This is a genomic window from Pseudomonas orientalis, from assembly GCF_001439815.1.
Classification (GTDB): Bacteria; Pseudomonadota; Gammaproteobacteria; order Pseudomonadales; family Pseudomonadaceae; genus Aquipseudomonas; species Aquipseudomonas orientalis.
The window spans coordinates 350439-373288 of sequence record NZ_JYLM01000002.1; the positions used below are offsets into that span (position 1 = coordinate 350439).

Genomic DNA, 22850 nt, shown 5'->3' on the forward strand with positions numbered 1-22850 from the left:
TCTATTTTTATTGGAATCGCTGAAACCGGTTTCAGGAAACCATCAAATGAGGAAAGTCGTCAAGTTGTTGTAGGACAAAGTCAGATAGCCGGCGTCTACACCATCACACCCAGCCAGGTCGCGACCAGCAGCAACAAGGCCATGCCCCGGTTGAAGCGCTGCATGGCCCTGGCTGAACGAAACACCCGTGACGATCCGATGCCCAGCAGTGCCCACGTGCCAAGGCAGGGCAGGGAGATCAGGAAAAAAACCAGGGACAGGGCCATTACCTGGCTCTGGCGCCCCTCACCGTTGCCGGCAAATACGCTCACGACTGCCAGGGCCATCATCCAGGTTTTGGGATTGATCAATTGCAGCGCGGCGGCGCCGATCAGGCCAAGGGGCTTTTCGACGGTGCCCACTTCGATGGCTTGGGCGGGCGCGCTGAAGATTTGCCAGGCCAGGTAAGTCAGCCAGGCGACGCCGATCCATTGCATGGCGGTCTGTACCTTGGGCAAATGGACCAGGGACTGGCCGAATCCGCTCCCCACCAGCAACACAAGGCCCGCAGCCCCGGCGCAAGCGCCGAAGATGATCGGCAGCGCGGCTCTGAAGCCATAGCGTGCGCTATTGCTCAGCACCAGGATATTGGTGGGGCCGGGGGTGATAGAGGCAACAAAGGCGAACACGATAAACGCCAACATGACAGGAACTCCAAAAACAATCGGTGGAGTCCATCTTCACCAGCCTGCACGCTACCTGTCTGGAAGATTTGAGCAACGCTTGCGGTACGCGGCGGGCGTGAGGCCGTAGGCGCGTACAAACCCGCGGCCCAGGTGGCTCTGGTCGGCAAAACCCAGGGCAATCGCCACATCCGCCGGTTGCTCGCCCCTGGCCAGCAAATGCCGGGCGCGAGCCAGGCGCAGTTGCACCAGGTAGGCGTGAGGCGGCAGGCCGAACGCGCTCTTGAAGGCGCGACTGAGGCGGAAGCGGTCAACACCGCAGGCCAGGGCCAACTCGCCCATGCCGACATCGGCGTGCAAGTGGGCATGCAAATATTCCCGGGCCTTGTGCGCCACTTGCGGCAAGCGCGGGTCTTCGCGGTAGCGGGTGCGCCAGTAGAGTTGGCCGGTGAGGCGCTCCAGCAATTGGTCCATGGCGCGTTGCCGCACAATGCGCAGCTCGCCGCTGTGCAGGGTCTGGAAGGCCTGGCTGGTGGCCAGGGCCAGGCGCGGATCGCTGGTCAAGGTGCTGGCGAAACTCAACTGGCTGTCCAGCGGCGCCTCTTCGAACACCGCGCTCACTTCACGCGCCAACCAGTGCGGGTCGAGGTAGAGCATGTGATAGGTGAAGCCGTCCGGGGTGGGCGCATCGCCGTCGTGCAACTCGCCGGGTTCCACCAGGAACACCTGGCCGGGCACGCTGTTGTGGCGCGTGCGCCGGCAGTTGAATTGCTGCACGCCTTGCTCGGTGACACCGATCAGGTAGCTGTCGTGCCAGTGCGGATCGTAGGCGTGGCCCTCGAAATGCGCGCGCAGGGTCTCGATGCCGGTGTCGGCGTCCTGGGACAGGTCGATCCAATTGTGCGCGGCCATACAACACCGAGGATGAGTAAGTACTGTCATTAGCGCCCGAGGGCAGCCTGGCGTCTAGAAGGTTTGTGCAGCTCAGCCAAACAGACCGGCGGCGATATTGATCGAGAACCCCAGAATCGCCGTGTTGAACAGAAAGCCGATCAACGATTGCCCCAGCACCACCTTGCGCAGGCCACGGGTGGCGACGCCCACATCCGAGGTCTGCACCGCCACGCCGATGGTGAAGGAGAAATACAGGAAATCCCAGTAGTTGGGCGTGAGCAAGCCTTCGGCAAAGCGCAGGGCCGGTTCCTTGCCGTTCCAGGTGTAATAGAGCCTGGCGTAGTGCACGCTGAAGATCACCCCGATCAGCAGCCACGAACCGATCACCGTCAAGCCGGTGAAGCCGTAATGCAACAGGCGCTCGGTGGTTGCCAGGTCTTTGCTGCCGGCCAGTTCGAAGGTGATGGTTGCCAGGCTGGCGATGGCGGCGATGCACACCATGAACAGCACCAGGCCGGCGTTTTCGTCTTCGATTTCGGCGATGCGCTTGACGTCCTCGGCCCTGGCGCGACTGGTCAGCCACAGCATCAGCACCAGATAAGTCCAGACGCCGGCGTTCCAGCCGATCAGGATCTTGCTGACCCACGTCTCGGCCGGCACCAGGATGCCCACGGCAAGGCCCAGCACAGCGGCGGATGAAAGGCGAGGGTGGGTGCGGGCGAGGAAGGGCATGGCGGTTCACACTGGGTAGTTGTGAGCACCATAGCCTATTCGGTGGTACCTGATCATGAACTTGATCGATAACCCCTGTGGGAGGGGGCTTGCCCCCGATGACGGTGGATCAGTCAGAGTGTTTGCAACTGATACACCGCAATCGGGGCAAGCCCCCTCCCACATTTTTACCGCGCCTGGCTGGACTAAGCGGTCTTGTGGCGCTTGCGCACCAGCTTCATCACCACCACAAAGAACACCGGCACAAACACCACCGCCAGTGTCGCCGTGATCATCCCGCCAATCACGCCGGTACCGATCGCCTGCTGGCTCGCCGAACTGGCCCCGGTGGCAATCGCCAGCGGCACCACGCCGAGGATGAACGCCAGCGAGGTCATGATGATCGGGCGCAGGCGCAGGCGCGCGGCCTTCAAGGTGGCGTCGACCAAGTCCTCACCCTGTTCATACAGGTCCTTGGCGAATTCGATGATCAGGATCGCGTTCTTCGCCGACAGGCCGATGATGGTGATCAGGCCGACCTTGAAGAACACATCGTTGGGCATACCGCGCAAGCTCACCGCCAGCACCGCCCCGAGCACGCCCAGCGGCACCACCAGCAATACCGAGGTCGGGATCGACCAGCTCTCGTACAAGGCGGCCAGACACAGGAACACGATCAGCAGCGACAGGCCCAGCAGGATCGGCGCCTGGGAACCGGACAGGCGCTCCTGCAAGGACAACCCGGTCCATTCCTGGCCTAGCCCTGCGGGCAACTGACTCACCAGACGCTCGATTTCGCCCATCGCCTCGCCGGTGCTGTGTCCTGGCGCCGCTTCGCCGCTGATGGCGATGGCGGGGTAGCCGTTGTAGCGCGTCAGTTGCGTCGGGCCCTGGGTCCATTTGGCTTCGACAAACGCCGACAGCGGCACCATTTTCCCGGCGTTGTTGCGCACGTTGATCTTCATCAAGTCCGCCACCTGGCTGCGCTGGTCGCCTTCGGCCTGCACCACCACGCGCTGCATGCGGCCCTGGTTGGGGAAGTCGTTGATGTAGGCCGAGCCGATGGCCGACGACAATACGTTGCCGACGTCGGCAAACGCCACGCCCAGCGCATTGGCCTGCTTGCGGTCCACTTCCAGCTGTACCTGCGGGGCTTCGGCCAGGGCGCTTTCGCGCACGTTGGCCAGGATCGGGCTTTTCGCGGCAGCTGCCAGCAACTCGGTACGTGCGGCCATCAACCCCGCGTGGCCGACGCCGCCACGGTCCTGCAGGCGGAACTCGAAGCCGCTGGAAGTGCCGAGGCCGTCTACCGGAGGTGGCAGGACCGCATAGGCAATCGCGTCCTTGAGTTCGCTGAAGGCCACGTTGGCGCGGTCGGCAATCGATGACGCCGAATCATCGCCGCCACGCTCGGACCAGTCCTTGAGCGTGGTAAACGCCAGCGCCGCGTTCTGCCCGGAGCCGGAGAAACTGAAGCCCATGATCATGGTGGTATCGCCCACTCCCGGCTCCGTGGCGTTGTGCGCCTCGATCCGCTCGGCCACCTGCACCGTGCGGTTCTTGCTCGCGCCCGGTGGCAACTGGATATCGGTGATGGTGTAGCCCTGGTCTTCCACCGGCAGGAACGAGGAGGGCAGGCGACTGAACAACAGCCCCAGGCCCACCAGCAGCACCAGGTAGATCAGCAGGTAGCGGCCGCTGCGCTTGAGGGCATAGGCCACCCAGCCTTCATAGCGGTCGGTCAGTTGCTCGAAGCGTTTATTGAACCAGCCGAAGAAGCCACCCTTGGCGTGGTGTTCGCCCTCGGCAATCGGCTTGAGCAAGGTGGCGCACAGCGCCGGGGTCAACGTCAGGGCCAGAAACGCCGAGAACAGAATCGAGGTGGCCATCGACAGCGAGAACTGCTGGTAGATCACCCCCACCGAGCCAGGCATGAACGCCATCGGCAGGAACACCGCGACCAGGACCAGGGTGATACCGACGATGGCGCCGGTGATCTGGCCCATGGCCTTTTTCGTGGCGTCCTTGGGCGACAGGCCTTCGCTGGCCATGATCCGCTCGACGTTCTCCACCACCACAATCGCATCGTCCACCAGGATGCCGATCGCCAGCACCATGCCGAACATGGTCAGTACGTTGATCGAAAAGCCCAGCAACAGCATGGTGGCGAAGGTGCCCATCAGTGCAATCGGCACCACCAGCGTGGGGATCAGGGTGTAGCGCACGTTCTGCAGGAACAGGAACATCACCGCGAACACCAGCGCCATCGCCTCGAGCAAGGTGTAGACCACCTTGGTAATCGAGACTTTGACGAACGGCGAGGTGTCATAGGGGATCTTGTATTCCACATTGGCCGGGAAATAGCGCGACAGCTCGTCCATCTTCGCCCGCACCAGGGTCGCGGTGTTCAGCGCGTTGGCACCGGGTGACAGTTGCACGCTGACGGCGGTGGACGGTTTGCCGTTCAGGCGCGTGGAGAATTGGTATTCCTGGCTGCCGACTTCCACCCGCGCCACATCGCCGATGCGCACGGTGGAGCCGTCAGGGTTGGCCTTGAGCACGATGTCGGCGAACTCCGCCGGTGTCGACAATTGGCCCTTGACCAGAATGGCCGCGGTGATTTCCTGGGTGTTGGTCCCCGGCAGGTCACCGATGCTGCCCGCCGAGACCTGGGCGTTCTGCGCGCTGATCGCGGCATTCACGTCGGCCGGCGTGAGGTTGAAGCCGATCAGCTTCTGCGGGTCGATCCAGATGCGCATGGCGCGCTCGGCGCCATACAGCTGGGCCTTGCCCACCCCGTCCAGGCGCTTGAGTTCGTTCATCACGTTGCGCGCCAGGTAATCGCTGAGCGCCACGTCATCAAGCTTGCCGTCATTGGACGTCAGCGTCACCAGCAGCAGGAAGCCGGCCGAGACTTTCTCCACCTGCAAGCCTTGTTGCGTCACCGCTTGCGGCAGGCGCGGCTCCACCGCCTTGAGACGGTTTTGCACATCCACCTGGGCCATTTCCGGGTTGGTGCCCGGTTGGAAGGTGGCGGTAATGGTCGCCGAACCCAGGCTGCTCTGGGACTCGAAATACAGCAGGTGATCGGCGCCGTTGAGCTCCTGCTCGATCAGGCTGACCACGCTTTCATCCAGGGTCTGGGCCGAAGCGCCAGGGTACACCGCGTAGATTTCCACCTTGGGCGGCGCGACGTTGGGGTATTGGGCCACCGGCAATTGCGGGATCGCCAGGAAGCCGGCCAGCAAAATGAACAAGGCCACCACCCAGGCGAAAATCGGGCGGTCGATAAAGAACTGCGGCATGGCGGGTTATTCCTTTACGAGCGGGCTGTCGTCCACTTCTACTTTTTCACCGGGGCGTGCATGTTGCAGGCCCTCGACGATAATGCGGTCACCGGGCTTGAGGCCGCTGCTGACGATCCAGCGATCCTCGATCACCGCGCCCAGCTCAACCGGCTGCTGGCGTACGGTCTGCTCGCCTTCCAGCACCAGCACCATGGGGATGCCGGCGCTGTCGCGGGTGATGGCGCGTTGCGGCACGCTCAGGCCTTGCCTGTCGACCGCCTGTTCCAGGCGTACCCGCACAAAGCTGCCGGGCAGCAGGTCGAGGTCCGGGTTGGGAAACTCGCTGCGCAGGATGATCTGCCCGGTGCCCGGGTCGACGCTGATCTCGGCGAACAGCAACTTGCCCGGCAGCGGGTACAGGCTGCCGTCGTCCTGGATCAGGGTGGCCTTGGCCTGGTCCTGGCCGACCTGTTTCAAACTGCCGGCTCGGAAGGCACGGCGCAGGTCATTGAGCTCGCGGGTCGACTGGGTCAGGTCGGCGTGGATCGGGTCCAGTTGCTGGATGATCGCCAGCGGGGTGGCTTCGTTCTGGCCGACCAGCGCACCTTCGGTCACCAGGGCGCGGCCGATGCGCCCGGAAATCGGTGCGGTCACGGTGGCGTAGCCCAGGTTTAACCTGGCGCGCTCGACGGCGGCCTTGTTGGCGGCGACTTCGGCGTTGGTCTGGCGCAAAGCGGCGCGGGCGTTGTCGTATTCCTGGCCGCTGATGGCGTTGCCTTCTACCAACTGACTGTAGCGTTGCTCCTGCAGGCGCGCCTGGAATGCATTGGCCTCGGCCTTGCTCAGGTTGGCCTGGGCACTGTCGAGGTCAGCCTTGAAGGGCGCCGGGTCGATGCGAAACAGCACGTCGCCCTGTTTGACGTCACGACCTTCTTTGAACACGCGTTGCATCACCACCCCGGCCACCCGGGCGCGCACCTCGGCAATGCGCGGCGCGGCGATGCGCCCGCTCAATTCGCTGGTGATGGACAGGGGCTTGGCCTGCAGCGTCTCGATGCGCACTTTGGCCAGGGGCATTTGGGGCGCCTCGGCTGTGGACTTGTCACACGCGCCGAGCGCCAGTGCGAGGGCCAACAGGCAAAACGGCGCAAACAGATTCTTCGACATGCTCTTATCCCAATATTGACTGGCGCATCCTAAAGTCACCTGCGCCGTGGTGCTGTGAAGCTGTGTAGCTCGTGTGTGAAGAAATGTAAGGGTCGGGGCGCTTGGCCTCGGGGCCGTATATCCTTGCACAACCTTGCTTGCAACGAAGATCAAATGTGGGAGGGGGCTTGCCCCCGATGACAGGGTGCCAGTCGACTTTTGATTAGCTGACACACCGCTATCGGGGGCAAGCCCCCTCCCACATGGGATTTGTGTACGACACCTCACTGTATTTTCTGGAAACACCTTCATGCCCAACATCCTCCTGGTGGAAGACGACGCCGCACTCTCCGAGTTGATTGCCAGCTACCTGGAGCGCAATGGCTACCACGTCAGCGTGCTCAGCCGTGGCGACCTGGTCCGTGAACGGGCGCGGCTGAACCCGCCGGACCTGGTGATCCTCGACCTGATGCTGCCCGGCCTCGACGGCCTGCAGGTGTGCCGCCTGCTGCGTGCGGACTCGGCGGGCCTGCCGATCCTGATGCTCACGGCCCGTGACGACAGCCACGATCAGGTCCTGGGCCTGGAAATGGGCGCCGACGATTATGTGACCAAACCCTGTGAGCCCCGCGTGCTGCTCGCCCGTGTGCGCACCTTGCTGCGCCGCAGCAGCCTGTCGGAGCCGCAGGTGGCCAGCGACCTTATCATCATGGGCAACCTGTGCATCGACCTGTCCGAGCGCACCGTGACCTGGCGCGAGCAGGCGGTGGAGTTGTCCAGCGGCGAGTACAACCTGCTGGTGGTGCTGGCGCGCCATGCCGGTGAAGTGCTCAGTCGCGACCAGATCCTGCAGCGTCTGCGCGGCATCGAGTTCAACGGCACCGACCGTTCGGTGGACGTGGCCATCTCCAAGCTGCGCCGCAAGTTCGACGACCACGCCGGTGAAGCGCGCAAGATCAAGACGGTGTGGGGCAAGGGCTACCTGTTCAGCCGTTCCGAGTGGGAATGCTGAGCCATGTTCCGTGTGCTGCTGCGCCTCTACCTGATTACCATCGTCACCTACAGCGCGGCGATTTACCTGATCCCCAAGCTGGTGATCCAGCTGTTCGAACACCGCTATATGGCCTACAACGTCGAACAGTCCCGTGGCCAGCAAAGACTCATTGTCAAGCAATACCTGCGCGCGCCGGTGGAACGCTGGTCCCAGGTCACCGAGCAACTGAGCCGCGACTTCGCGCCGTTGAAGGTGCAATTGCTGCTGCGCCAGGATGCGCGCTACACACCGGCCGAGGAGCAATTGCTCGAGCAGGGCAAACCGGTGATCCGCCTGGGCGAGTGGGGCTGGATGGAAGAAGTCAGTTCGCCGATCAACGAGCAGTTCGCGGTCAAGCTGATCATCCCGCCGGACCCGCTGGACATGAACCTGCTGTACTGGTCGATGAACGTGCTGGTCGGCGCTGCGCTGCTGGCCTGCCTGCTGGTATGGTTGCGCCCCCACTGGCGCGACCTGGAGCGCCTGAAAAGCACCGCCGCGCAGTTGGGCAAGGGCAACCTGGGCGAACGCACGCAGATTGCGCCGAGTTCCAGCATCGGCAGCCTGGCGGCGGTATTCGACACCATGGCCAATGATATCGAGCACCTGTTGAACCAGCAGCGCGACCTGCTCAACGCGGTGTCCCACGAACTGCGCACACCCCTGACCCGCCTGGATTTCGGCCTGGCCCTGGCGCTGTCGGAAGATTTGCCCGCAGCCAGCCGCGAACGTCTGCACAGCCTGGTGGCGCATATTCGTGAACTGGATGAGCTGGTGCTGGAATTGCTCTCCTACAGCCGCCTGCAAAACCCGGCGCAGTTGCCCGAGCGCGTGGAGGTGGTGCTGGATGAATTCATCGACAGCGTATTGGGCAGTGTCGACGATGAACTGGAAAACCCCGATATCGTTATCGATGTGGCGCTCGACTGCGCGCTGGAGCGCTTCAGCCTTGATCCGCGCCTGACCGCCCGCGCCCTGCAGAACCTGTTGCGCAACGCCACGCGATACTGCGACAAGCGCATCCAGGTCGGCGTCAAGGTCTGCCCCAAAGGCTGTGAAATTCGCGTGGATGATGACGGCATCGGCATCCCGCCGGACCAGCGCGAACGCATCTTCGAGCCGTTCTATCGCCTGGACCGCAGCCGCGACCGCGCCACCGGTGGTTTCGGCCTGGGCCTGGCGATCAGCCGGCGCGCCCTGGAAGCCCAGGGCGGCACCTTGACCGCCGAAGCGTCACCGCTGGGCGGCGCGCGGTTTCGCGTGTGGTTGCCTACCGCCGATTGATCACAGCACCTTGACCGCGCGGCCGATGGCCTGGATCGGCCCGGTCGGTTTGCCGGTGGGAGAGCCGCTCGGGTCTTCCAGCGTCAGTTCGAACAGCTGATTCGGCGCCAGCGGCGGGAGCTTGTCCAGGGGCACCGACAATGTCTGCCCCGGCCTGACCAGCCCCAGGGACACCGGTCCCTGCCAGCCATCGGCCTTGGTCCAGAATTGCAGGGCCTTGTCGGCCGGCACCTGCATCACACCCAGCGGAATCAACTGGATCCGCTGATTATCGCTGGCCTGGATCACCCAACCAGGGGCCTGGCTTTGCGGCGCCATCAGCACCACCAAAAAGCTGGGTTCGGCCATGGGCGGGCGTATCAGCAGCAGCGCGCTCAGGACCACGGTTGCCATCAGCCCCGCGGCGGCCAGGCCGCGCCAGAGCGACAGCCAATCCCACCACGCCACGCCTTTGTGCGGTGCTGCGAGACGGCGTTCGATACGCCGCCATAACTGCGTCGAAGGGCGCACCGGTTGCGCCAGCGCCGTCAGGGGCAACAGGCGTTGCTCCCAGGCGTCCACTGCTGCGCGCAGTGCTGCATCGTGCTTTAGACGTTGCCGGACTTCGCTGCGCTGTTCGGCGGGCAGGGTGCCCAGCACGTATTCACCGGCCAGTTCATCTAGTGTGTCGTTCATGCCATGCACTCCCGCAAAGCGGCAAGGCTGCGTTTGATCCAGGCTTTGACGGTGCCCAACGGCGTGCTTAGCTTCTGCGCGATTTCGTTGTGGGAATAGCCGTCCACATAGGCATGCAGGAGGCAACTGCGGCGGGCCGGGTCGAGTTGCTCCAGGCAGGTGTGGATCTGCCCGGCGCGCGCGGCGAATTCAAAGCTATCGGCCGGTTCAGCCAGTGGCTCGTACTGATCATCCAGCGGCACCACGCGCCCGGCATTGCGCACGCCATCCAGGGCCAGATGCCGAGTCACGCTGAATACCCAACCGCGTGCAGAGCCTCGACCGGGATCAAAACTGCGCGCGCCGTGCCAGATTTTGATGAAAGCGTCATGCACGATGTCTTCAGCCTGTGCCTTGTTCCGAGTGATCCGCAGCGCCACGCCGAGCAAGCGGCTGCTGTCATGCTCATAGAGCTGATGCAGGGCGCGGTGATCGCCACGGGCGCAGGCCAACAGGCACATTTCGTAATCAAAGGTGATTTCAGCCAAACCAACACTTCCTGCTACTGAGTGAACGACCGTCCTGTGCAGGAGCGAACGCTCGCTCCTGCATGGCCAGCGTAGCCGAGTTTGCTCAGTTGGCTGCCCAGAAGATGTAATCGGCCTGATACTTGACCTTTTCCTGCTGGCCCTTGTTCGAGACGGTGCATGGTGTGCCGGGTGCGACCCCGCCCTTGAGCGCAACCCGCTGTACATAAGTCACGCCGCTCATCGCACCCTTGCCCTCGGCCGGATTGGCCTTGACCAACTGATAGGGCAGGTTGCCCGGACTCGACGGTGCCACGGCCAATTGCGTGCCGGTGATCTTTGAGCCGTCCTGGGCCTGCCAGGTGGCGGGCGGGCCGAAGTAACTGCCCACGGCCTTGCCGCTACGGTCGTTGAGCACTGCTTTGGGGCCGACGAAGGTCCATTCGGTCTGGCCAGCGGCGTTGGCTTTGTCGCGGCATTCATAGGTGATTTCGCCGACACCTGTGGTTTCCATCGTTACCTTGTGGCCGTCCGGCACCCTGATGCCGTCGGGCACACCGGTCTTTGCAAAGGCGGACTGTGTGGTGATGAGCAAACCGGTCAAGCAAAGCAGCGCTTTAACGTGCATGGTGTTTCTCCTTGGGTAGAACAGCGGGGTTACATCAACTACTACGCAGGAGTCACACCGATTGGATGCAGGGTCGTGCAAAAAAAATCGAGATTTAAAAAATGCATAAAGTCAGATCATATTGATATAAGTAGTTATAAGAAAAATCGCTATCCTGCGGCCAGAAATTTATAAGGCCGCAGGTAGTTGTAATGGATGTGGGTAATGTGGGTTTCGTGGTTGCCGGCCTGATCGTAGGTTTTATCGTGGGTATGACCGGCGTTGGTGGGGGCTCGTTGATGACGCCGATCCTGTTGTGGTTCGGGATCAATCCGGCCACCGCCGTGGGCACTGACCTGTTGTATGCCGCCATCACCAAGTCCGGTGGGGTGCTGGTGCACAGCAAGAACAGGAACATCGACTGGACCATTACCGGTTGGCTCACCCTGGGCAGCGTGCCTGCGGTGTTGCTGACCTTGTGGTTCCTCGCCAGCCTGCACACCGACCCCAGCGCAATGAATGCGGTGATCAAGCAGGCACTGGGCGTGGTGCTGCTGTTGACGGCCCTGGCAATCCTGTTCAAGAAAAGCCTGCTGGCGTTCGCCCAGCGCCATGCCGGTGACGACTATCACATGCGCCCGCGCAATCTGAATGCGTTGACCGTGGTGACGGGCGCGGTGCTCGGCACCATGGTGGCGCTGACGTCCATCGGCGCCGGCGCGCTGGGGACCGTGGCGCTGTTTATCCTGTATCCGTTTCTCGCCACGCGCCGCCTGGTCGGTACCGAGATCGCCCATGCCGTGCCGCTGACTCTGGTGGCGGGGTTGGGGCATGCGAGCATGGGCAATATGGATTGGCACCTGCTGGGTTTTCTGCTGATGGGCTCGCTGCCGGGTATTTATCTGGGCAGTCATATGACGGGCAGGATTCCGGACGGTGTGCTGCGTCCGTGTCTGGCGGTGATGTTGATGGCGGTGGGCTACAAACTGGCGTTTTAGGATGGACGCGGTCCAGTGTGGGAGGGGGCTTGCCCCTCTGCGGTCACGGCTTCTGGCGGTTCCGCTCTTACAGCGGGTCACTTTTGGAGGGACCCAAAAGTAACCAAAAGGTCCTCGCCCCACCACTCGGCACCTCGCTTAGGCTCGGTGTGCCCACTCCGGCTTGAATCCGTGGGCCGCCGCAATGGGCCATCCCTGGCCCGGTGCGGCTAACCCGGCGTCCTGCCGGGTTACCCACGGATTCAAGCCTGCGTTCGGCCAGCGTGGTTTAACGGGGCGCCTGAGATCAAAAGCAGATCAAGATCAAGATCAAGAGCGGCTCGCTTCGCATCGTGGTTAGGGGGGCGCTGCTGCGTTGTGTAGGAGCGAGCTTGCTCGCGAAAAATGTCAACGATAACGCGTGCTTTCTGGATGAACGCGGTGCCTGTGAGTTTTTCGCGAGCAAGCTCGCTCCTACAGGCATTAGGCTTTCGCCGGGCCGTTGCCGATCTGCCAGACAAACGGCGGCTCGGTGCCGTTGATCACCCAGTCGCCGACGATGCGCGCCTTGTAGATCAGCGGGTTGTGCGATGACACCGTCCGCGCATTGCGCCAGTGCCGGTCCAGGGCCTTGCCTTGACGCACATCCGAGGCGCCCAGGGCGTTGAACAGTTGGCTGGTGGCCCGCTGGATCAGTTCCGACACCACCACCTGGGCCGTCGCCGATTCGATTTCAGCGGCCACGTTGGCTTCGCGTTCGGCCACCTCATCGCCACCGAAGCGTGCCAGATAAGCCCGTTGCGCCGGCAGCGCGGCATTCAATGTGCTGGCACGGGCTGCGTACACGAGCGCGGCGACTTCGCCTACTACTTGTTGCACCTGCGCGTCCTGGCTGACATGCGCGGCATTGCCGTGGCTGTAGATGCGTTTGCGCGTGCGTACCTGATGGGCCACGTCATTGAGCGCCGCGTGGCCGATGCCGGCCAGGGTGGCGAGCAGCACCAGTTGATAGAACGCAGTCTGGTATTTGAAGCGGGTGGCAAAGTCGATCACGTTTTGCCCCTCGACCACGGCATCGGTAAAGCGCGTGGTGCCGCTGCCGGTGGTGCGTTGGCCAAAGCCGTCCCAGTCATCGTTTTGCACCACCCCGGGCTGGCGCGTGCGGGTGGCGGCGATGACGTCGCCGCCGGTGTCGCTGCGCTGGGCGTATACATCGATCCAGTCGGAGAAAATGCTGCCGGTGCTGTAGAACTTTTCACCGTTGAGTGTCCAGTTGTCACCGTCGGGGCTGACCTGGGTGATCACATCACCGATGGCCACGTTGCCGATTTCAGTCCAGGCGCAGCCGACGAGGTCGCCATCGACAAAGCGCTTGAACCACAGGTCACGGCCGGCACTCGGCGGCGCGTTCAGGCGGTCTTCGGCAAACGCAAAATGCCCGCGCAGAGCCTGGGGCACGTTGGAGTCGGCTTCAGCCAGTTCGATCAGCAATTCAAACAGTTGCGGCAGCGACGCACCGCCACCGCCATATTCCACCGGCACCCGCACCGCGCCGAAACCGGCTTCCTTCAACCAGCGGATCGGTTCATGGGGCAGGGTGCGGCTGAGTTCGCGCTGCACCGCGCCGTCGGCGATGCGCTGGAAGATCGGTCGGAAACGCGCGGCCAGGGCGGGGTAGTCGACGCCGATGGACAGCGGGTTGATGACGTGTTGCTCGGTCATGGGGTGCGGCTCCTGGGCGGTGATCAAGTCCCAGGGTGCCTGCACAGTCCGTGCCGGGCACAACGGCCCGTGTTTACGGCGCCGGGCCGCCAGCCACTGTTGCTCCAGCAACAGTGTTTGCACAAAACGCAGCCATCCAAGACAGTCGCAACACCCTGCATGACCCCGGCTATTGCTCCATAACCCACAAGGCCAGGGCTTCTGCCCGTGGCTGGCACGCTTGCTGCTCAAGTCCTCCTACATTCCTTTGTGCGAGGTACCCCCGATGAGTCAAGACGCCGTGAAATTTGCCTATTGGGTGCCCAACGTCAGCGGTGGGCTGGTGGTCAGCAAGATCGAGCAGCGTACCCACTGGGGCATCGACTACAACCGTAAGCTGGCGCAATTGGCCGAAGCCGCCGGCTTCGAATATGGCCTGACCCAGATCCGCTTCACTGCCGGCTACGGCGCCGAGAACCAGCACGAGTCGGTGGCCTTCAGCCACGCGCTGCTCGCGGCGACCACCACCCTCAAGGTGATTGCGGCGATCCTGCCGGGCCCGTGGCAACCGGCGCTGGCGGCCAAGCAACTGGCGACCATCGACCAGCTCACCAACGGCCGCATCGCGGTGAATATCGTCAGTGGCTGGTTCAAGGGCGAGTTCCAGGCCATCGGCGAACCGTGGCTGGAGCACGATGAGCGCTATCGTCGCTCCGAAGAATTCATTCGCGCCTTGAAAGGCATCTGGACCCAGGATGATTTCACCTTCAAGGGTGACTTCTACCGCTTCAACAATTACACCCTCAAGCCCAAGCCGCTGGGGCAGCCGGAGATCTTTCAGGGCGGCAGTTCACGGGCGGCGCGGGATATGGCGGCGCGGGTCTCCGACTGGTACTTCACCAATGGCAACACCCCCGAAGGCATCAAGGCCCAGGTCGACGATATTCGCGCCAAGGCCGCGGCCAATCACCATTCGGTGAAGATCGGCGTGAACGCTTTCGTGATCGCTCGCGATACCGAAGAAGAGGCGCGCGCCGTGCTGGCGGACATCATCGACAAAGCCGACCCGGAAGCGGTCAACGCCTTTGGTGATGCCGCCAGGCAAGCGGGCAAGGCGTCACCGGAAGGCGAGGGCAACTGGGCCAAGTCCAGCTTTGAAGACCTGGTGCAGTACAACGACGGCTTCAAGACCAATCTGATCGGCACACCGCAGCAGATCGCCGAGCGCATCGTCGCGCTCAAGGCGGTGGGCGTGGACCTGGTGCTGGCCGGCTTCCTGCATTTCCAGGAAGAAGTGGAGTACTTCGGCAAGCGTGTGTTGCCGCTGGTTCGCGAGCTGGAGGCCAAGGCCCACGTCAAGCAGGTGGCCTGAGCCGATGATCGTTCCCACGCGGAGTGGGAACGATCGCGGTCATGTCGGCGGTTGCAGGGTCAATACCTCAAACCCGTCCGCCGTCACCGCGACCGTATGTTCCCACTGCGCCGACAGGCTGTTGTCCCGGGTCACCACCGTCCAGCCATCCTTGAGGCTGCGCACTTTGGCGCTGCCCTGGTTGAGCATCGGCTCGATGGTGAACACCATGCCTTCGCGCAGTTCCAGCCCGGTGCCGGGACGGCCGAAGTGCAGGATCTGCGGTTCTTCGTGCATGTCCCGGCCAATGCCATGGCCGCAGTATTCACGCACCACGCTGTAGCCGTTGGCTTGCGCGTGGGACTGGATCGCATGGCCGATATCACCCAGGCGCGCGCCGGGCTTCACCTGGCGGATGCCGGCCCACATGGCTTCGAAGGCCATCTCTACCAGGCGCCGCGCCTTGGGCGTTACATTGCCGATCATGTACATCTTGCTGGAGTCGGCGATAAAGCCGCCTTTTTCCAGGGTGATGTCGATGTTGATGATGTCGCCATCCTTGAGGATTTGCCTGGCGCTGGGCATGCCGTGACACACCACTTCGTTGATTGATGTATTGATGCTGAACGGGTAGTCATATTGCCCGAGGCTGGCCGGGCGGGCTTTCAACTCCTGACGGATGAAGGTTTCGACGGCGCTGTCCAGCTCCAGGGTGGAGCGACCGGCGGCGACAAAGCCGTCGAGCATGCTGAACACCTGCGCCAGCAGGCGCCCGGACTCGCGCATCAGCGCAAGCTGTTGTGGCGTCTTGATCATTGGCTGCGCCCCCGAATCAGGTCGGGCTTGTCCAGCAACAGTTTGTTGATCAGCTCGTTGTAGGGCAGCTGAGGATTGAGCTCGGCGAGCAGGCCGATCTTGATCCAGAACTCGGCCTGGGCGTTGATGGAACGGTCCATCGCGGCGCTGGCCAGGCGCAGTTGTTCGTGCAGTTGGTCGGTGATCTTGACGATGCCCATAAGCTTCACTGTGAGATATAGATATACGAAGCGTATATGTTTCGTATGTTTTGCGAAAGTCCCGCTCGCCGGCTGTTCGATGGGGTGATTGTTTGCCATATGTTGCCAAAAAATGGCCCATGGCAATTGCGCCTGCCGGTTAAACGTTTAATCGGCGCGGTTCGACGATGATTTCAGCGGCGCAATTTACGTCGTATAAGCAAGCGCTGAGCTTATGAAGAAAGGTTACAACAGCGCAGGATTTTGCCGAGTAGGCTTATTTGTTGAAGGCGTCTTCCAAGGTCGGCAAGACGTGGCAGGCAAGTGCCTGCCGGATCCCTATAAAAACTGTTGGCAGTCTCAAACAAGGAGAGGTTAGCCATGCTTTCGGAATTAGAGCTTCGCAGCATTATCGAAGGAAGTTTCCTGCCCAAGCGGTGCGAGTGCACCAAAGCCGAAGATGCTTCACTGACGATCAAGGTGTACGACGACCGCGACCGTGATCGCGTGGAACTGGAGGTCAAGGGTATCAACGCGGACAAGCTTGACAGCAGTCGCGCCATTTGCAACCTGATCACCGGGCTGCGTGAAGACCTCAAGCACACCCATACGCCGGTCCTGCAGCGAGCAGGAGGGCGTAATTTTTAGTGTCGTGTCGGTTCCAGCATTGTCGTGGAGGCCTGGTATTGACCAGGCCCCCTGAGCTGCTGTCACCAGCTCACGTGCATCCCGACGGTGCCGCCCCCGCCCTTCTGGGCATTACCATCCAGGTTGGCGGTGACGTTCGCCGCCAGGTAAAGGCTCACCGCTGACGACAAGTGGGCGACAACCCCTACGCCGACATCGGCGATGGACGACTTGTGATCGCTCTTGATGCGGTCCATATCATTGTAAGTCACCGTGTCGCGACCACCGAAGGTATGCCGGACGTTGGCGCGCACGTACGGCTCGACGGGCGTATCGCCCACCAGGTAGCGACCCTTGACGCGGGCGCCAACACGGCCGGTCCAGTACTCCTGTGAGTCGAATGATACCTTGGAAATACCGTCGTGCTGGTTGTCCAGGTCGATGGTCTGGCGGATTATCTGAACCTGGGGTTCCAGCACCAACTCTCTGGAGAAGGTGATCGGATAACCCGCTTCGGCGGACAGCGCCAGGGCGTGGCCCCGGGTGTTCATTTTCACGCCGCGCTCGGATTTGTTGTCACCGTCCAGGCGCGTGCCCATGGCGACCAGGTCGATGTACCAGCCTTTGGGGTCGGTGAGGGTCCAGTAGGCGCCGAGGTTATCACCGTCCAGCTAGACGCGCCCGGAGCGCCGATCCTGAAAGCCTTCGGCAAATCCCTTCACGTCTCCGCGCAGGCGGCTCTGCCCGATGAACAGATCAAAACGTTGCAGTTGCCCGCCACTGGTTTGCGCAGCGTAGAGGTCATGCCCCACCTGATAGCCGCTGATGTTGCCGTCGAAGCTTGGCGCTACGGTGCCCGACCAACGCTTGTTCAAATCACCGCCGTAGGCCCGCGCCCAACCGGCCGCAACCGCGCCCGTTTCGGTGAGCAGGCTTTGCTCGCCCTTGCGTTGATGAAATGTGCCCAGGGCCATCCAAATCATTATTTGCGCGGCCGGGATCACTATCGAGTACCCCGGCACCTCCAGGCGGTACAGCGGGATAGCTCGGGCACCGGCCACAGCCGTTGGCAGCGCCGGGCTGCCGGCGGCGGGCTTCGGTGAGTTTTTGTTTTAATTACTGCTGTTCTTCGGTTTAGCACAGGCCTCCTGCATCGCAAGATTTTCGGATAAAAGGTAACAGGCCGCGCAGGACGCGGCCTGTGGGGCGGTCAGCGCAACTGGCTGCGGTAGGGCAGGTCCGGCCCGGTGCGGGTGCAGGTCAGTGCTGCGGCGCGAATCGCAAAGCCGAGCATGGCGTCGATCTGTTCGCGGCTGAGCTGTTGCAGCCCCTCAACCGAGTCCAGGTGATGCTCGGTCAACCAGGCAATCAGCGCCGCCTGGAAGGTGTCGCCAGCACCGACCGTGTCGGCCATCACGATATCCACGGCCGGTTGTGACCAACTGCCGTGCCGGCGGCTGAACACACTGGCGCCATCGCCGCCACGGGTGAGGAATACCAGTTGGCAACGGTGCTGCAGCCAGCCTTGCAGTACGCTTTCCGGGGACTGCTCGGGGTACAGCAGGTGCAGGTCTTCATCGCTGACCTTGATCAGGTCCGCATGTTTGACCAACTTTGCCATACGGTCGCGCCACAGCTGGATGTCCGGCTGCGGGTTCAGCCGTACGTTGGGGTCGAGACTGATCAGGCGCTTGCCGCTTTCGCGCTTGACCAGGTTCAGCAGCGTGTCGCCAATCGGCTGTACCACCAGCGAAAACGAGCCCACATGCAGCCCGCGAATCTCATCGCCCAGGGGCGGCAGATGGCTCAGCTGCAACTGCCGGTCGGCACAGCCTTCGCCACGAAAGCTGTATTGCGGTGAACCATTGGCCCCCACGGCCACCATGGCCAGGGTGGTCGGCGCATCGAATGGCACCAGGAAGTCTTCGCTCACGCCTTCGTCCTTGAGCACCTGCAGCAAGCGTCGGCCCAGGTAATCATTGGAGATTCCGGCAAAGAACCCGGATTCGATACCCAGGCGGCGCAGGCCGACCGCCACGTTGAACGGCGAACCGCCGGCAATGGCCTTGTAATTGAGCTTGGCGGCCTGCCCGTCGGCATCCTCCTCGCAGAAAAAATCAAACAGCGCTTCACCACACACCAGATACATAGTCGCTCGCTCTTAAAGGGTTGCCACCAGCTGTTGATAACGCTCGTAGGCCTGTTGATAGGCCTTGACGTTGGCCGGCACCGGCACGGTGCGGCTGGCCGGGTCAAGGCTCACGCATTTGTCGCACAGGCCGGCCAGGGATTCGCCGGACTGGCACCACGCCGCCTGGATCGCCGCGCCCAGGGCGGCGGCCTCGCTTTGTTCGGTACACACCACTTCGGTGTTCATGATATCGGCGACCATCTGCCGCCACAGCGGGCTTTTCGAACCGCCGCCGATCAGGCGGATGCCCAGGCTTTGCAGGCCGGTCTGGCGCAACAGGTCCAGGCCGTAGCGCAAGCCGAAGGTGGTGCCTTCGACCACCGCGCGGCACAGGTTGGCGCGGGTCAGGTTGGTCATGGTCAGGCCGTGCAGGCTGCCGGTGGCCTGGGGCAGGGCGGGCACCCGTTCGCCGTTGAGAAACGGCAGCATGCTCACCCCGTCCGCGCCGATGGGGGCCTGTTCGACCAGGGCGTTGAAGGCGTTCAAGTCCAGCTCGAACAGCTCGCGCACCACGCCGGTGGCGTTGGTCAGGTTCATGGTGCAGATCAACGGCAGCCAGCCGCCGCTGGAGGAGCAGAAGGTGGCGACCGACGCCTGGGGGCTGACGTTGGGCTGGTCGGCAAACGCGTAGACGGTGCCCGATGAACCCAGGCTCATGGTGATCACGCCGGGGGCGATATTGCCGGTGCCGATGGCGCCCATCATGTTGTCGCCGCCGCCGCTGGCGACGATGGCGTTGGGGTTGATGCCCAGGCGCTCGGCAATGGCGGGGAGGATCGTGCCCACCGCCTGGTCGGCGGCGATCAGCTCGGGCAGCGCCGACTGCAGGCGCCCGCTGGGGTCGATGTGCTGCAGCAGCGCCACGTCCCATTCACGGCGGCGCACATCGAAATAACCGGTGCCGGAGGCATCGCCGTATTCGGCGACAGCGCGGCCGGTGAGCCAGTAGTTGAGATAATCATGGGGCAGCAGGATATGGGCGATGCGCGCAAACAGGTCCGGATGCTGTTCGCGGGTCCACAGCAGTTTTGACACGGTGTAGCCCGGCGCAATGACCACGCCCAGGCGCTCTAGCGAGCCGCTTTCGCCGCCCAGGTACTGCAACAGGCGCTCGTTTTCGGCTGCGGTTTCGGTGTCGCACCACAGCTTGGCCGGGCGCAGTACCTGGCCCTGGGCGTCGAGCAGAACCAGGCCATGTTGCTGGCCGGACACGCCGATGCCGAGGATGTCCTGGCCGTCGACCCCGGCCTGTTGCAAGGCGCGGTGGGTGGCTTCGGTAAACGCGTCGAGCCATTCCTGGGTGTGCTGCTCGCGACGGCCATTGGCGCCGCTGATCAGTGTGTGGGCGGCGGCGCCCAGGCCCAGCACTTTGCCGCTGGACGCGTCGAGGACAATGGCCTTGGTGCCCTGGGTGCCGCAGTCGATGCCGAGGAACAGGTTTTGCTGGGTCATGATGGAGTGCTCAGCAGTCTTATTGTTGGGGTTGTCAATGCGGTCCAAATGTGGGAGGGGCTTGCCCCCGATAGCGGTGTGTCAACTACAGATGCCTTTACTGACACTCCCTCATCGGGGGCAAGCCCCCTCCCACATGTTCAAGCCGGTTTCTTCAGTAACAGCTTCAGCGTTTCAGTGACGCCGTGATCGCGCAAGCTTGCATAACACCGCTCGAACGCTGCCACAAACTCGGGTGAGTTGGGAATAGCCGTGCCAAAAATCTCTTCTACCCCCAGCAGGCGCCGGCTGATCAGCGTGTCGTCGCTGACCAGCGCCTGGCAGAACTCGGCACGCGGATCCGGGATTTTGTAGCTCACGCCGTTCTCATCCACGCCCTTCAAGTACAACGCCCACGCGGCGACCACCAGTGCAGCGCGTTCAGTCTCACGGCCGCCGGCAATCAGGCGATTGATCGTTGGCACGGTGAACTTGGGAAACTTCGACGAGCCGTCCGAGCACACGCGCTCCAACTGGTCGGCAATCGCCTGGTTGGAAAACCGGTCGACCAGAGTCTGTTTGTACTCGATCAAGTCAATGCCCGGCACCGGCGCCAGGTTAGGCGTGACGTCAAGGTTCATGTAGGCGCGCATGTAGGCCACGAACAGCGGGTCGTTCATGGTCTCGTGCACGAACCGGTAGCCCTTGAGGAACCCCAGGTACGTCAGGGCCAGGTGGCTGCCGTTGAGCAGGCCGATCTTCATTTCCTCGTAAGGCGTCACGTCATCGGTGAACTGCACGCCGACCTTTTCCCAGGCCGGGCGGCCATTGACGAATTTGTCTTCCAGCACCCATTGCACAAAAGGTTCGCACACCACCGGCCAGGCATCGTCAATACCGTGCTGGTCATGCAATTGCAGGCGGTGGGCGGTGCTGGTCATCGGCGTGATGCGGTCGACCATGGCGTTCGGGAAGCTCACATTGGCCTTGATCCAGTCATGCAGCTCGGCGTCGTGCAGCGCGGCGAACGCCAGCAGCGCCTTGCGCGTGACGGCGCCGTTGTGCGGCAGGTTATCGCAGGACATCACCGTGAATGCCGGGGTACCGGCGGCGCGGCGTTGGGTCAGGGCGGCGCAGAGAAAGCCGAACACGGTGGTCGGTGCGCTCGGGTGCGCCAGGTCATGCTGGATCTGCGGCAGGTGGGCCATGAACTCGCCGTTGCTGTCGTCGATGCAGTAGCCGCCTTCGGTGATGGTCAGCGACACGATGCGGATGGCCGGCTCGGCCAGTTTGTCGATCAGCACCTGGGCGCCGTCCTCGGCCAGCAGCATGTCGCTGATCGAGCCGATCACGCGCACTTCGGTGTCGTCGGTGTCGCCCAGTTCATACAGGGTGAACAGATAATCCTGGCCGGCCAGGTCGTCGCGGGCCTTGCGGTCTTCGGCCCGCAGGCCCACGCCGCAGATGCTCCAGTCCAGGCCTTCGCCGCTGTTCATCAGTGCGTCGGTGTAAAACGCCTGATGCGCCCGATGGAAACCGCCGACGCCGATATGCGCGATGCCTTGCGATGTGCTGGCGATGGCATAGGTGGGCAGTTTCACTTCGGGGGCCAACTGGGTAAGGGTGTGTTTATTCAGCTTCATGGCGTAATACTCGCGAAATCAGGCGGCGGCGCGCAGAGGGCGGGCTACGGCCACGCCGTCGGTGTCGAACAGATGGCAGTGCGCCGGGTCCAGGTGCAGGTGCAGCGTCTCGCCGTACTGGCTTGCCATGTCGCCACGGATGCGCATGGTCAGCGGCTCGCCGTTGGCGGTGATGACGTGGCAGAAGGTGTCGCTGCCCAGGCGCTCGCCGACGTCGGCGGTGACGGTGAGGGACGTCTGGCCCGGCGTGGCGATTTCCAGGTGCTCCGGGCGAATGCCCAGGGTCACCGCACTGCCCACGCTCAAGCTGGCACCGCTCAGCGGCAGGCTGATCAGGGTGCCGGCGTCCAGTTGCACGTCACACCCCTGGCCTTCGACACGGGTGACCTTGCCCTTGAGAAAACCCATCTTCGGCGTGCCGAGAAAGCCCGCCACAAACAGGTTGGCCGGCTGGTGATACAGCTCCAGGGGCGAGCCGACCTGTTCGATGCGACCGCTGTTGAGCACCACGACTTTGTCGGCCAGGGTCATGGCTTCGACCTGGTCGTGGGTCACGTAGATCATGGTCGCCTGCAGCTCTTTATGCAGGCGCGCCAGTTCCAGGCGCATCTGCACGCGCAGGGCGGCGTCGAGGTTGGACAAGGGTTCGTCGAACAGGAAGATCTTCGGGTTGCGCACAATCGCCCGGCCAATCGCCACGCGCTGGCGCTGGCCGCCGGACAGTTGCTTGGGCTTGCGCTCCAGCAGCGGGCCCAGTTCCAGAATGCGCGCCGCCTCATTGACTTTGCTCTCGACGAGCTTTTTGTCGACACCGGCCAGGTCCAGGGCAAACGACATGTTCTTGCGCACGCTCATGTGCGGGTACAGCGCGTAGGTCTGGAACACCATCGCCAGGTCGCGCTTGGCCGGTGTCACTTCGGTGATGTCGCGGCCATCGAGTTCAATGGTGCCCTCAGTCACTTCTTCCAGGCCGGCGATCAAGCGCAGCAGGGTGGATTTGCCGCAGCCCGACGGGCCGACGAACACCACGAATTCCTTGTCGTTCACTTCCAGGTCAATGCCCTTGATGATGGAAAAACCTTCAAAGCCTTTTTGCAGATTCTTGATTTTCAGGTTGGCCATGATGGGC

Annotated in this window: 20 protein-coding genes and 1 pseudogene; 5 read left to right on the forward strand and 16 right to left on the reverse strand. The window is 62.8% G+C overall.

Features of this window, described 5'->3' with window-relative positions; all coding sequences use genetic code 11:
* Nucleotides 1-95 precede the first annotated feature (95 nt).
* The 5 genes from TU82_RS05875 to TU82_RS05895 form a co-directional block, all read right to left on the reverse strand.
* Nucleotides 96-683 carry a LysE family translocator gene (locus TU82_RS05875; RefSeq protein ID WP_057722185.1) on the reverse strand — a complete coding sequence of 196 codons (588 nt, stop codon included), beginning with the start codon at nt 681-683 and terminating at the stop codon, nt 96-98.
* Between the two features lie 51 nt (nt 684-734).
* Complete coding sequence (locus TU82_RS05880) at nt 735-1574, reverse strand: AraC family transcriptional regulator (protein ID WP_057722186.1); 840 nt, start codon at nt 1572-1574, stop codon at nt 735-737.
* A gap of 72 nt (nt 1575-1646) precedes the next feature.
* Nucleotides 1647-2288 (reverse strand): DUF1345 domain-containing protein, encoded by a 642-nt coding sequence (locus TU82_RS05885; RefSeq protein ID WP_057722187.1) that lies wholly within the window; start codon nt 2286-2288, stop codon nt 1647-1649.
* Nucleotides 2289-2473: 185 nt separating this feature from the next.
* Complete coding sequence (locus TU82_RS05890) at nt 2474-5572, reverse strand: efflux RND transporter permease subunit (protein WP_057722188.1); 3099 nt, start codon at nt 5570-5572, stop codon at nt 2474-2476.
* Between the two features lie 6 nt (nt 5573-5578).
* Nucleotides 5579-6721, reverse strand: a complete 1143-nt coding sequence (locus tag TU82_RS05895) for an efflux RND transporter periplasmic adaptor subunit (RefSeq protein WP_057722189.1) — start codon at nt 6719-6721, stop codon at nt 5579-5581.
* 289 nt (nt 6722-7010) lie between these two features.
* Between TU82_RS05895 and TU82_RS05900 the strand changes: the two genes are divergently transcribed.
* Nucleotides 7011-7712 (forward strand): response regulator, encoded by a 702-nt coding sequence (locus tag TU82_RS05900; RefSeq protein ID WP_057722190.1) that lies wholly within the window; start codon nt 7011-7013, stop codon nt 7710-7712.
* Between the two features lie 3 nt (nt 7713-7715).
* A complete protein-coding gene (locus TU82_RS05905; protein ID WP_057722191.1) occupies nt 7716-9017 on the forward strand; it encodes an ATP-binding protein in 1302 nt (433 codons plus the stop codon).
* Here TU82_RS05905 and TU82_RS05910 read toward each other — a convergent pair whose 3' ends face one another.
* From TU82_RS05910 to TU82_RS05920, 3 genes are all read right to left on the reverse strand, one after another.
* Nucleotides 9018-9692 (reverse strand): anti-sigma factor, encoded by a 675-nt coding sequence (locus TU82_RS05910; protein WP_057722192.1) that lies wholly within the window; start codon nt 9690-9692, stop codon nt 9018-9020.
* Nucleotides 9689-10219: a sigma-70 family RNA polymerase sigma factor gene (locus TU82_RS05915; RefSeq protein ID WP_057722193.1), complete on the reverse strand. Its 531-nt coding sequence runs from the start codon at nt 10217-10219 to the stop codon at nt 9689-9691. The genes TU82_RS05910 and TU82_RS05915 overlap by 4 nt, the downstream gene beginning before the upstream one ends.
* 85 nt (nt 10220-10304) lie before the next feature.
* A complete protein-coding gene (locus TU82_RS05920) occupies nt 10305-10826 on the reverse strand; it encodes a DUF3455 domain-containing protein (protein ID WP_057722194.1) in 522 nt (173 codons plus the stop codon).
* Between the two features lie 191 nt (nt 10827-11017).
* Between TU82_RS05920 and TU82_RS05925 the strand changes: the two genes are divergently transcribed.
* Nucleotides 11018-11803, forward strand: coding sequence for a sulfite exporter TauE/SafE family protein (locus tag TU82_RS05925; RefSeq protein WP_057722195.1), 786 nt, complete (start codon nt 11018-11020; stop codon nt 11801-11803).
* A 462-nt stretch (nt 11804-12265) separates the two neighbouring features.
* Here the strand turns inward: TU82_RS05925 and TU82_RS05930 are convergent, their stop codons facing one another.
* Nucleotides 12266-13504 (reverse strand): acyl-CoA dehydrogenase family protein, encoded by a 1239-nt coding sequence (locus TU82_RS05930; protein WP_057722196.1) that lies wholly within the window; start codon nt 13502-13504, stop codon nt 12266-12268.
* 265 nt (nt 13505-13769) lie between these two features.
* Between TU82_RS05930 and sfnG the strand changes: the two genes are divergently transcribed.
* Nucleotides 13770-14855, forward strand: coding sequence for a dimethylsulfone monooxygenase SfnG (gene sfnG, locus TU82_RS05935; protein ID WP_057722197.1), 1086 nt, complete (start codon nt 13770-13772; stop codon nt 14853-14855).
* 39 nt (nt 14856-14894) lie between these two features.
* On the opposite strand, the gene map is transcribed toward sfnG, so the two are convergent.
* Both map and TU82_RS05945 read right to left on the reverse strand, forming a co-directional pair.
* Nucleotides 14895-15650 (reverse strand): type I methionyl aminopeptidase, encoded by a 756-nt coding sequence (gene map / locus TU82_RS05940; protein ID WP_057722198.1) that lies wholly within the window; start codon nt 15648-15650, stop codon nt 14895-14897.
* A complete protein-coding gene (locus TU82_RS05945; protein WP_057722199.1) occupies nt 15647-15850 on the reverse strand; it encodes a ParD-like family protein in 204 nt (67 codons plus the stop codon). Before TU82_RS05945 ends, map begins: the two co-directional genes overlap by 4 nt.
* A 360-nt stretch (nt 15851-16210) precedes the next feature.
* On the opposite strand from TU82_RS05945, the gene TU82_RS05950 reads away from it, so the two are divergent.
* A complete protein-coding gene (locus TU82_RS05950; protein ID WP_057722200.1) occupies nt 16211-16477 on the forward strand; it encodes a DUF1652 domain-containing protein in 267 nt (88 codons plus the stop codon).
* A gap of 62 nt (nt 16478-16539) precedes the next feature.
* Here TU82_RS05950 and TU82_RS05955 read toward each other — a convergent pair.
* From TU82_RS05955 to TU82_RS05975, 5 genes and pseudogenes are all read right to left on the reverse strand, one after another.
* Nucleotides 16540-17529, reverse strand: a pseudogene (locus TU82_RS05955) (autotransporter family protein).
* A gap of 137 nt (nt 17530-17666) precedes the next feature.
* Nucleotides 17667-18605, reverse strand: coding sequence for a carbohydrate kinase family protein (locus tag TU82_RS05960; RefSeq protein WP_057722201.1), 939 nt, complete (start codon nt 18603-18605; stop codon nt 17667-17669).
* 12 nt (nt 18606-18617) lie between these two features.
* A complete protein-coding gene (xylB, locus tag TU82_RS05965) occupies nt 18618-20099 on the reverse strand; it encodes a xylulokinase (RefSeq protein WP_057722202.1) in 1482 nt (493 codons plus the stop codon).
* 140 nt (nt 20100-20239) lie between these two features.
* Entirely contained in the window at nt 20240-21721 is a 1482-nt protein-coding gene (locus TU82_RS05970) for a mannitol dehydrogenase family protein (protein ID WP_057722203.1), read from the reverse strand.
* An 18-nt stretch (nt 21722-21739) separates the two neighbouring features.
* Nucleotides 21740-22843 carry an ABC transporter ATP-binding protein gene (locus tag TU82_RS05975; protein ID WP_057722204.1) on the reverse strand — a complete coding sequence of 368 codons (1104 nt, stop codon included), beginning with the start codon at nt 22841-22843 and terminating at the stop codon, nt 21740-21742.
* Nucleotides 22844-22850: the final 7 nt, after the last annotated feature.

Excerpts from the sequence above, each read along its gene's own strand:
- TU82_RS05890 (WP_057722188.1), bottom strand. The coding sequence starts at position 5,572 with ATGCCGCAGTTCTTTATCGACCGCCCGATTTTCGCCTGGGTGGTGGCC.
- TU82_RS05930 (WP_057722196.1), bottom strand. The coding sequence starts at position 13,504 with ATGACCGAGCAACACGTCATCAACCCGCTGTCCATCGGCGTCGACTAC.
- sfnG (WP_057722197.1), top strand. The coding sequence starts at position 13,770 with ATGAGTCAAGACGCCGTGAAATTTGCCTATTGGGTGCCCAACGTCAGC.
- TU82_RS05975 (WP_057722204.1), bottom strand. The coding sequence starts at position 22,843 with ATGGCCAACCTGAAAATCAAGAATCTGCAAAAAGGCTTTGAAGGTTTT.
- TU82_RS05945 (WP_057722199.1), bottom strand. The coding sequence starts at position 15,850 with ATGGGCATCGTCAAGATCACCGACCAACTGCACGAACAACTGCGCCTG.
- TU82_RS05895 (WP_057722189.1), bottom strand. The coding sequence starts at position 6,721 with ATGTCGAAGAATCTGTTTGCGCCGTTTTGCCTGTTGGCCCTCGCACTG.
- TU82_RS05900 (WP_057722190.1), top strand. The coding sequence starts at position 7,011 with ATGCCCAACATCCTCCTGGTGGAAGACGACGCCGCACTCTCCGAGTTG.
- map (WP_057722198.1), bottom strand. The coding sequence starts at position 15,650 with ATGATCAAGACGCCACAACAGCTTGCGCTGATGCGCGAGTCCGGGCGC.
- TU82_RS05950 (WP_057722200.1), top strand. The coding sequence starts at position 16,211 with ATGCTTTCGGAATTAGAGCTTCGCAGCATTATCGAAGGAAGTTTCCTG.
- TU82_RS05920 (WP_057722194.1), bottom strand. The coding sequence starts at position 10,826 with ATGCACGTTAAAGCGCTGCTTTGCTTGACCGGTTTGCTCATCACCACA.
- TU82_RS05910 (WP_057722192.1), bottom strand. The coding sequence starts at position 9,692 with ATGAACGACACACTAGATGAACTGGCCGGTGAATACGTGCTGGGCACC.
- TU82_RS05880 (WP_057722186.1), bottom strand. The coding sequence starts at position 1,574 with ATGGCCGCGCACAATTGGATCGACCTGTCCCAGGACGCCGACACCGGC.
- TU82_RS05905 (WP_057722191.1), top strand. The coding sequence starts at position 7,716 with ATGTTCCGTGTGCTGCTGCGCCTCTACCTGATTACCATCGTCACCTAC.
- TU82_RS05885 (WP_057722187.1), bottom strand. The coding sequence starts at position 2,288 with ATGCCCTTCCTCGCCCGCACCCACCCTCGCCTTTCATCCGCCGCTGTG.
- TU82_RS05875 (WP_057722185.1), bottom strand. The coding sequence starts at position 683 with ATGTTGGCGTTTATCGTGTTCGCCTTTGTTGCCTCTATCACCCCCGGC.
- xylB (WP_057722202.1), bottom strand. The coding sequence starts at position 20,099 with ATGACCCAGCAAAACCTGTTCCTCGGCATCGACTGCGGCACCCAGGGC.
- TU82_RS05970 (WP_057722203.1), bottom strand. The coding sequence starts at position 21,721 with ATGAAGCTGAATAAACACACCCTTACCCAGTTGGCCCCCGAAGTGAAA.
- TU82_RS05925 (WP_057722195.1), top strand. The coding sequence starts at position 11,018 with ATGGATGTGGGTAATGTGGGTTTCGTGGTTGCCGGCCTGATCGTAGGT.
- TU82_RS05960 (WP_057722201.1), bottom strand. The coding sequence starts at position 18,605 with ATGTATCTGGTGTGTGGTGAAGCGCTGTTTGATTTTTTCTGCGAGGAG.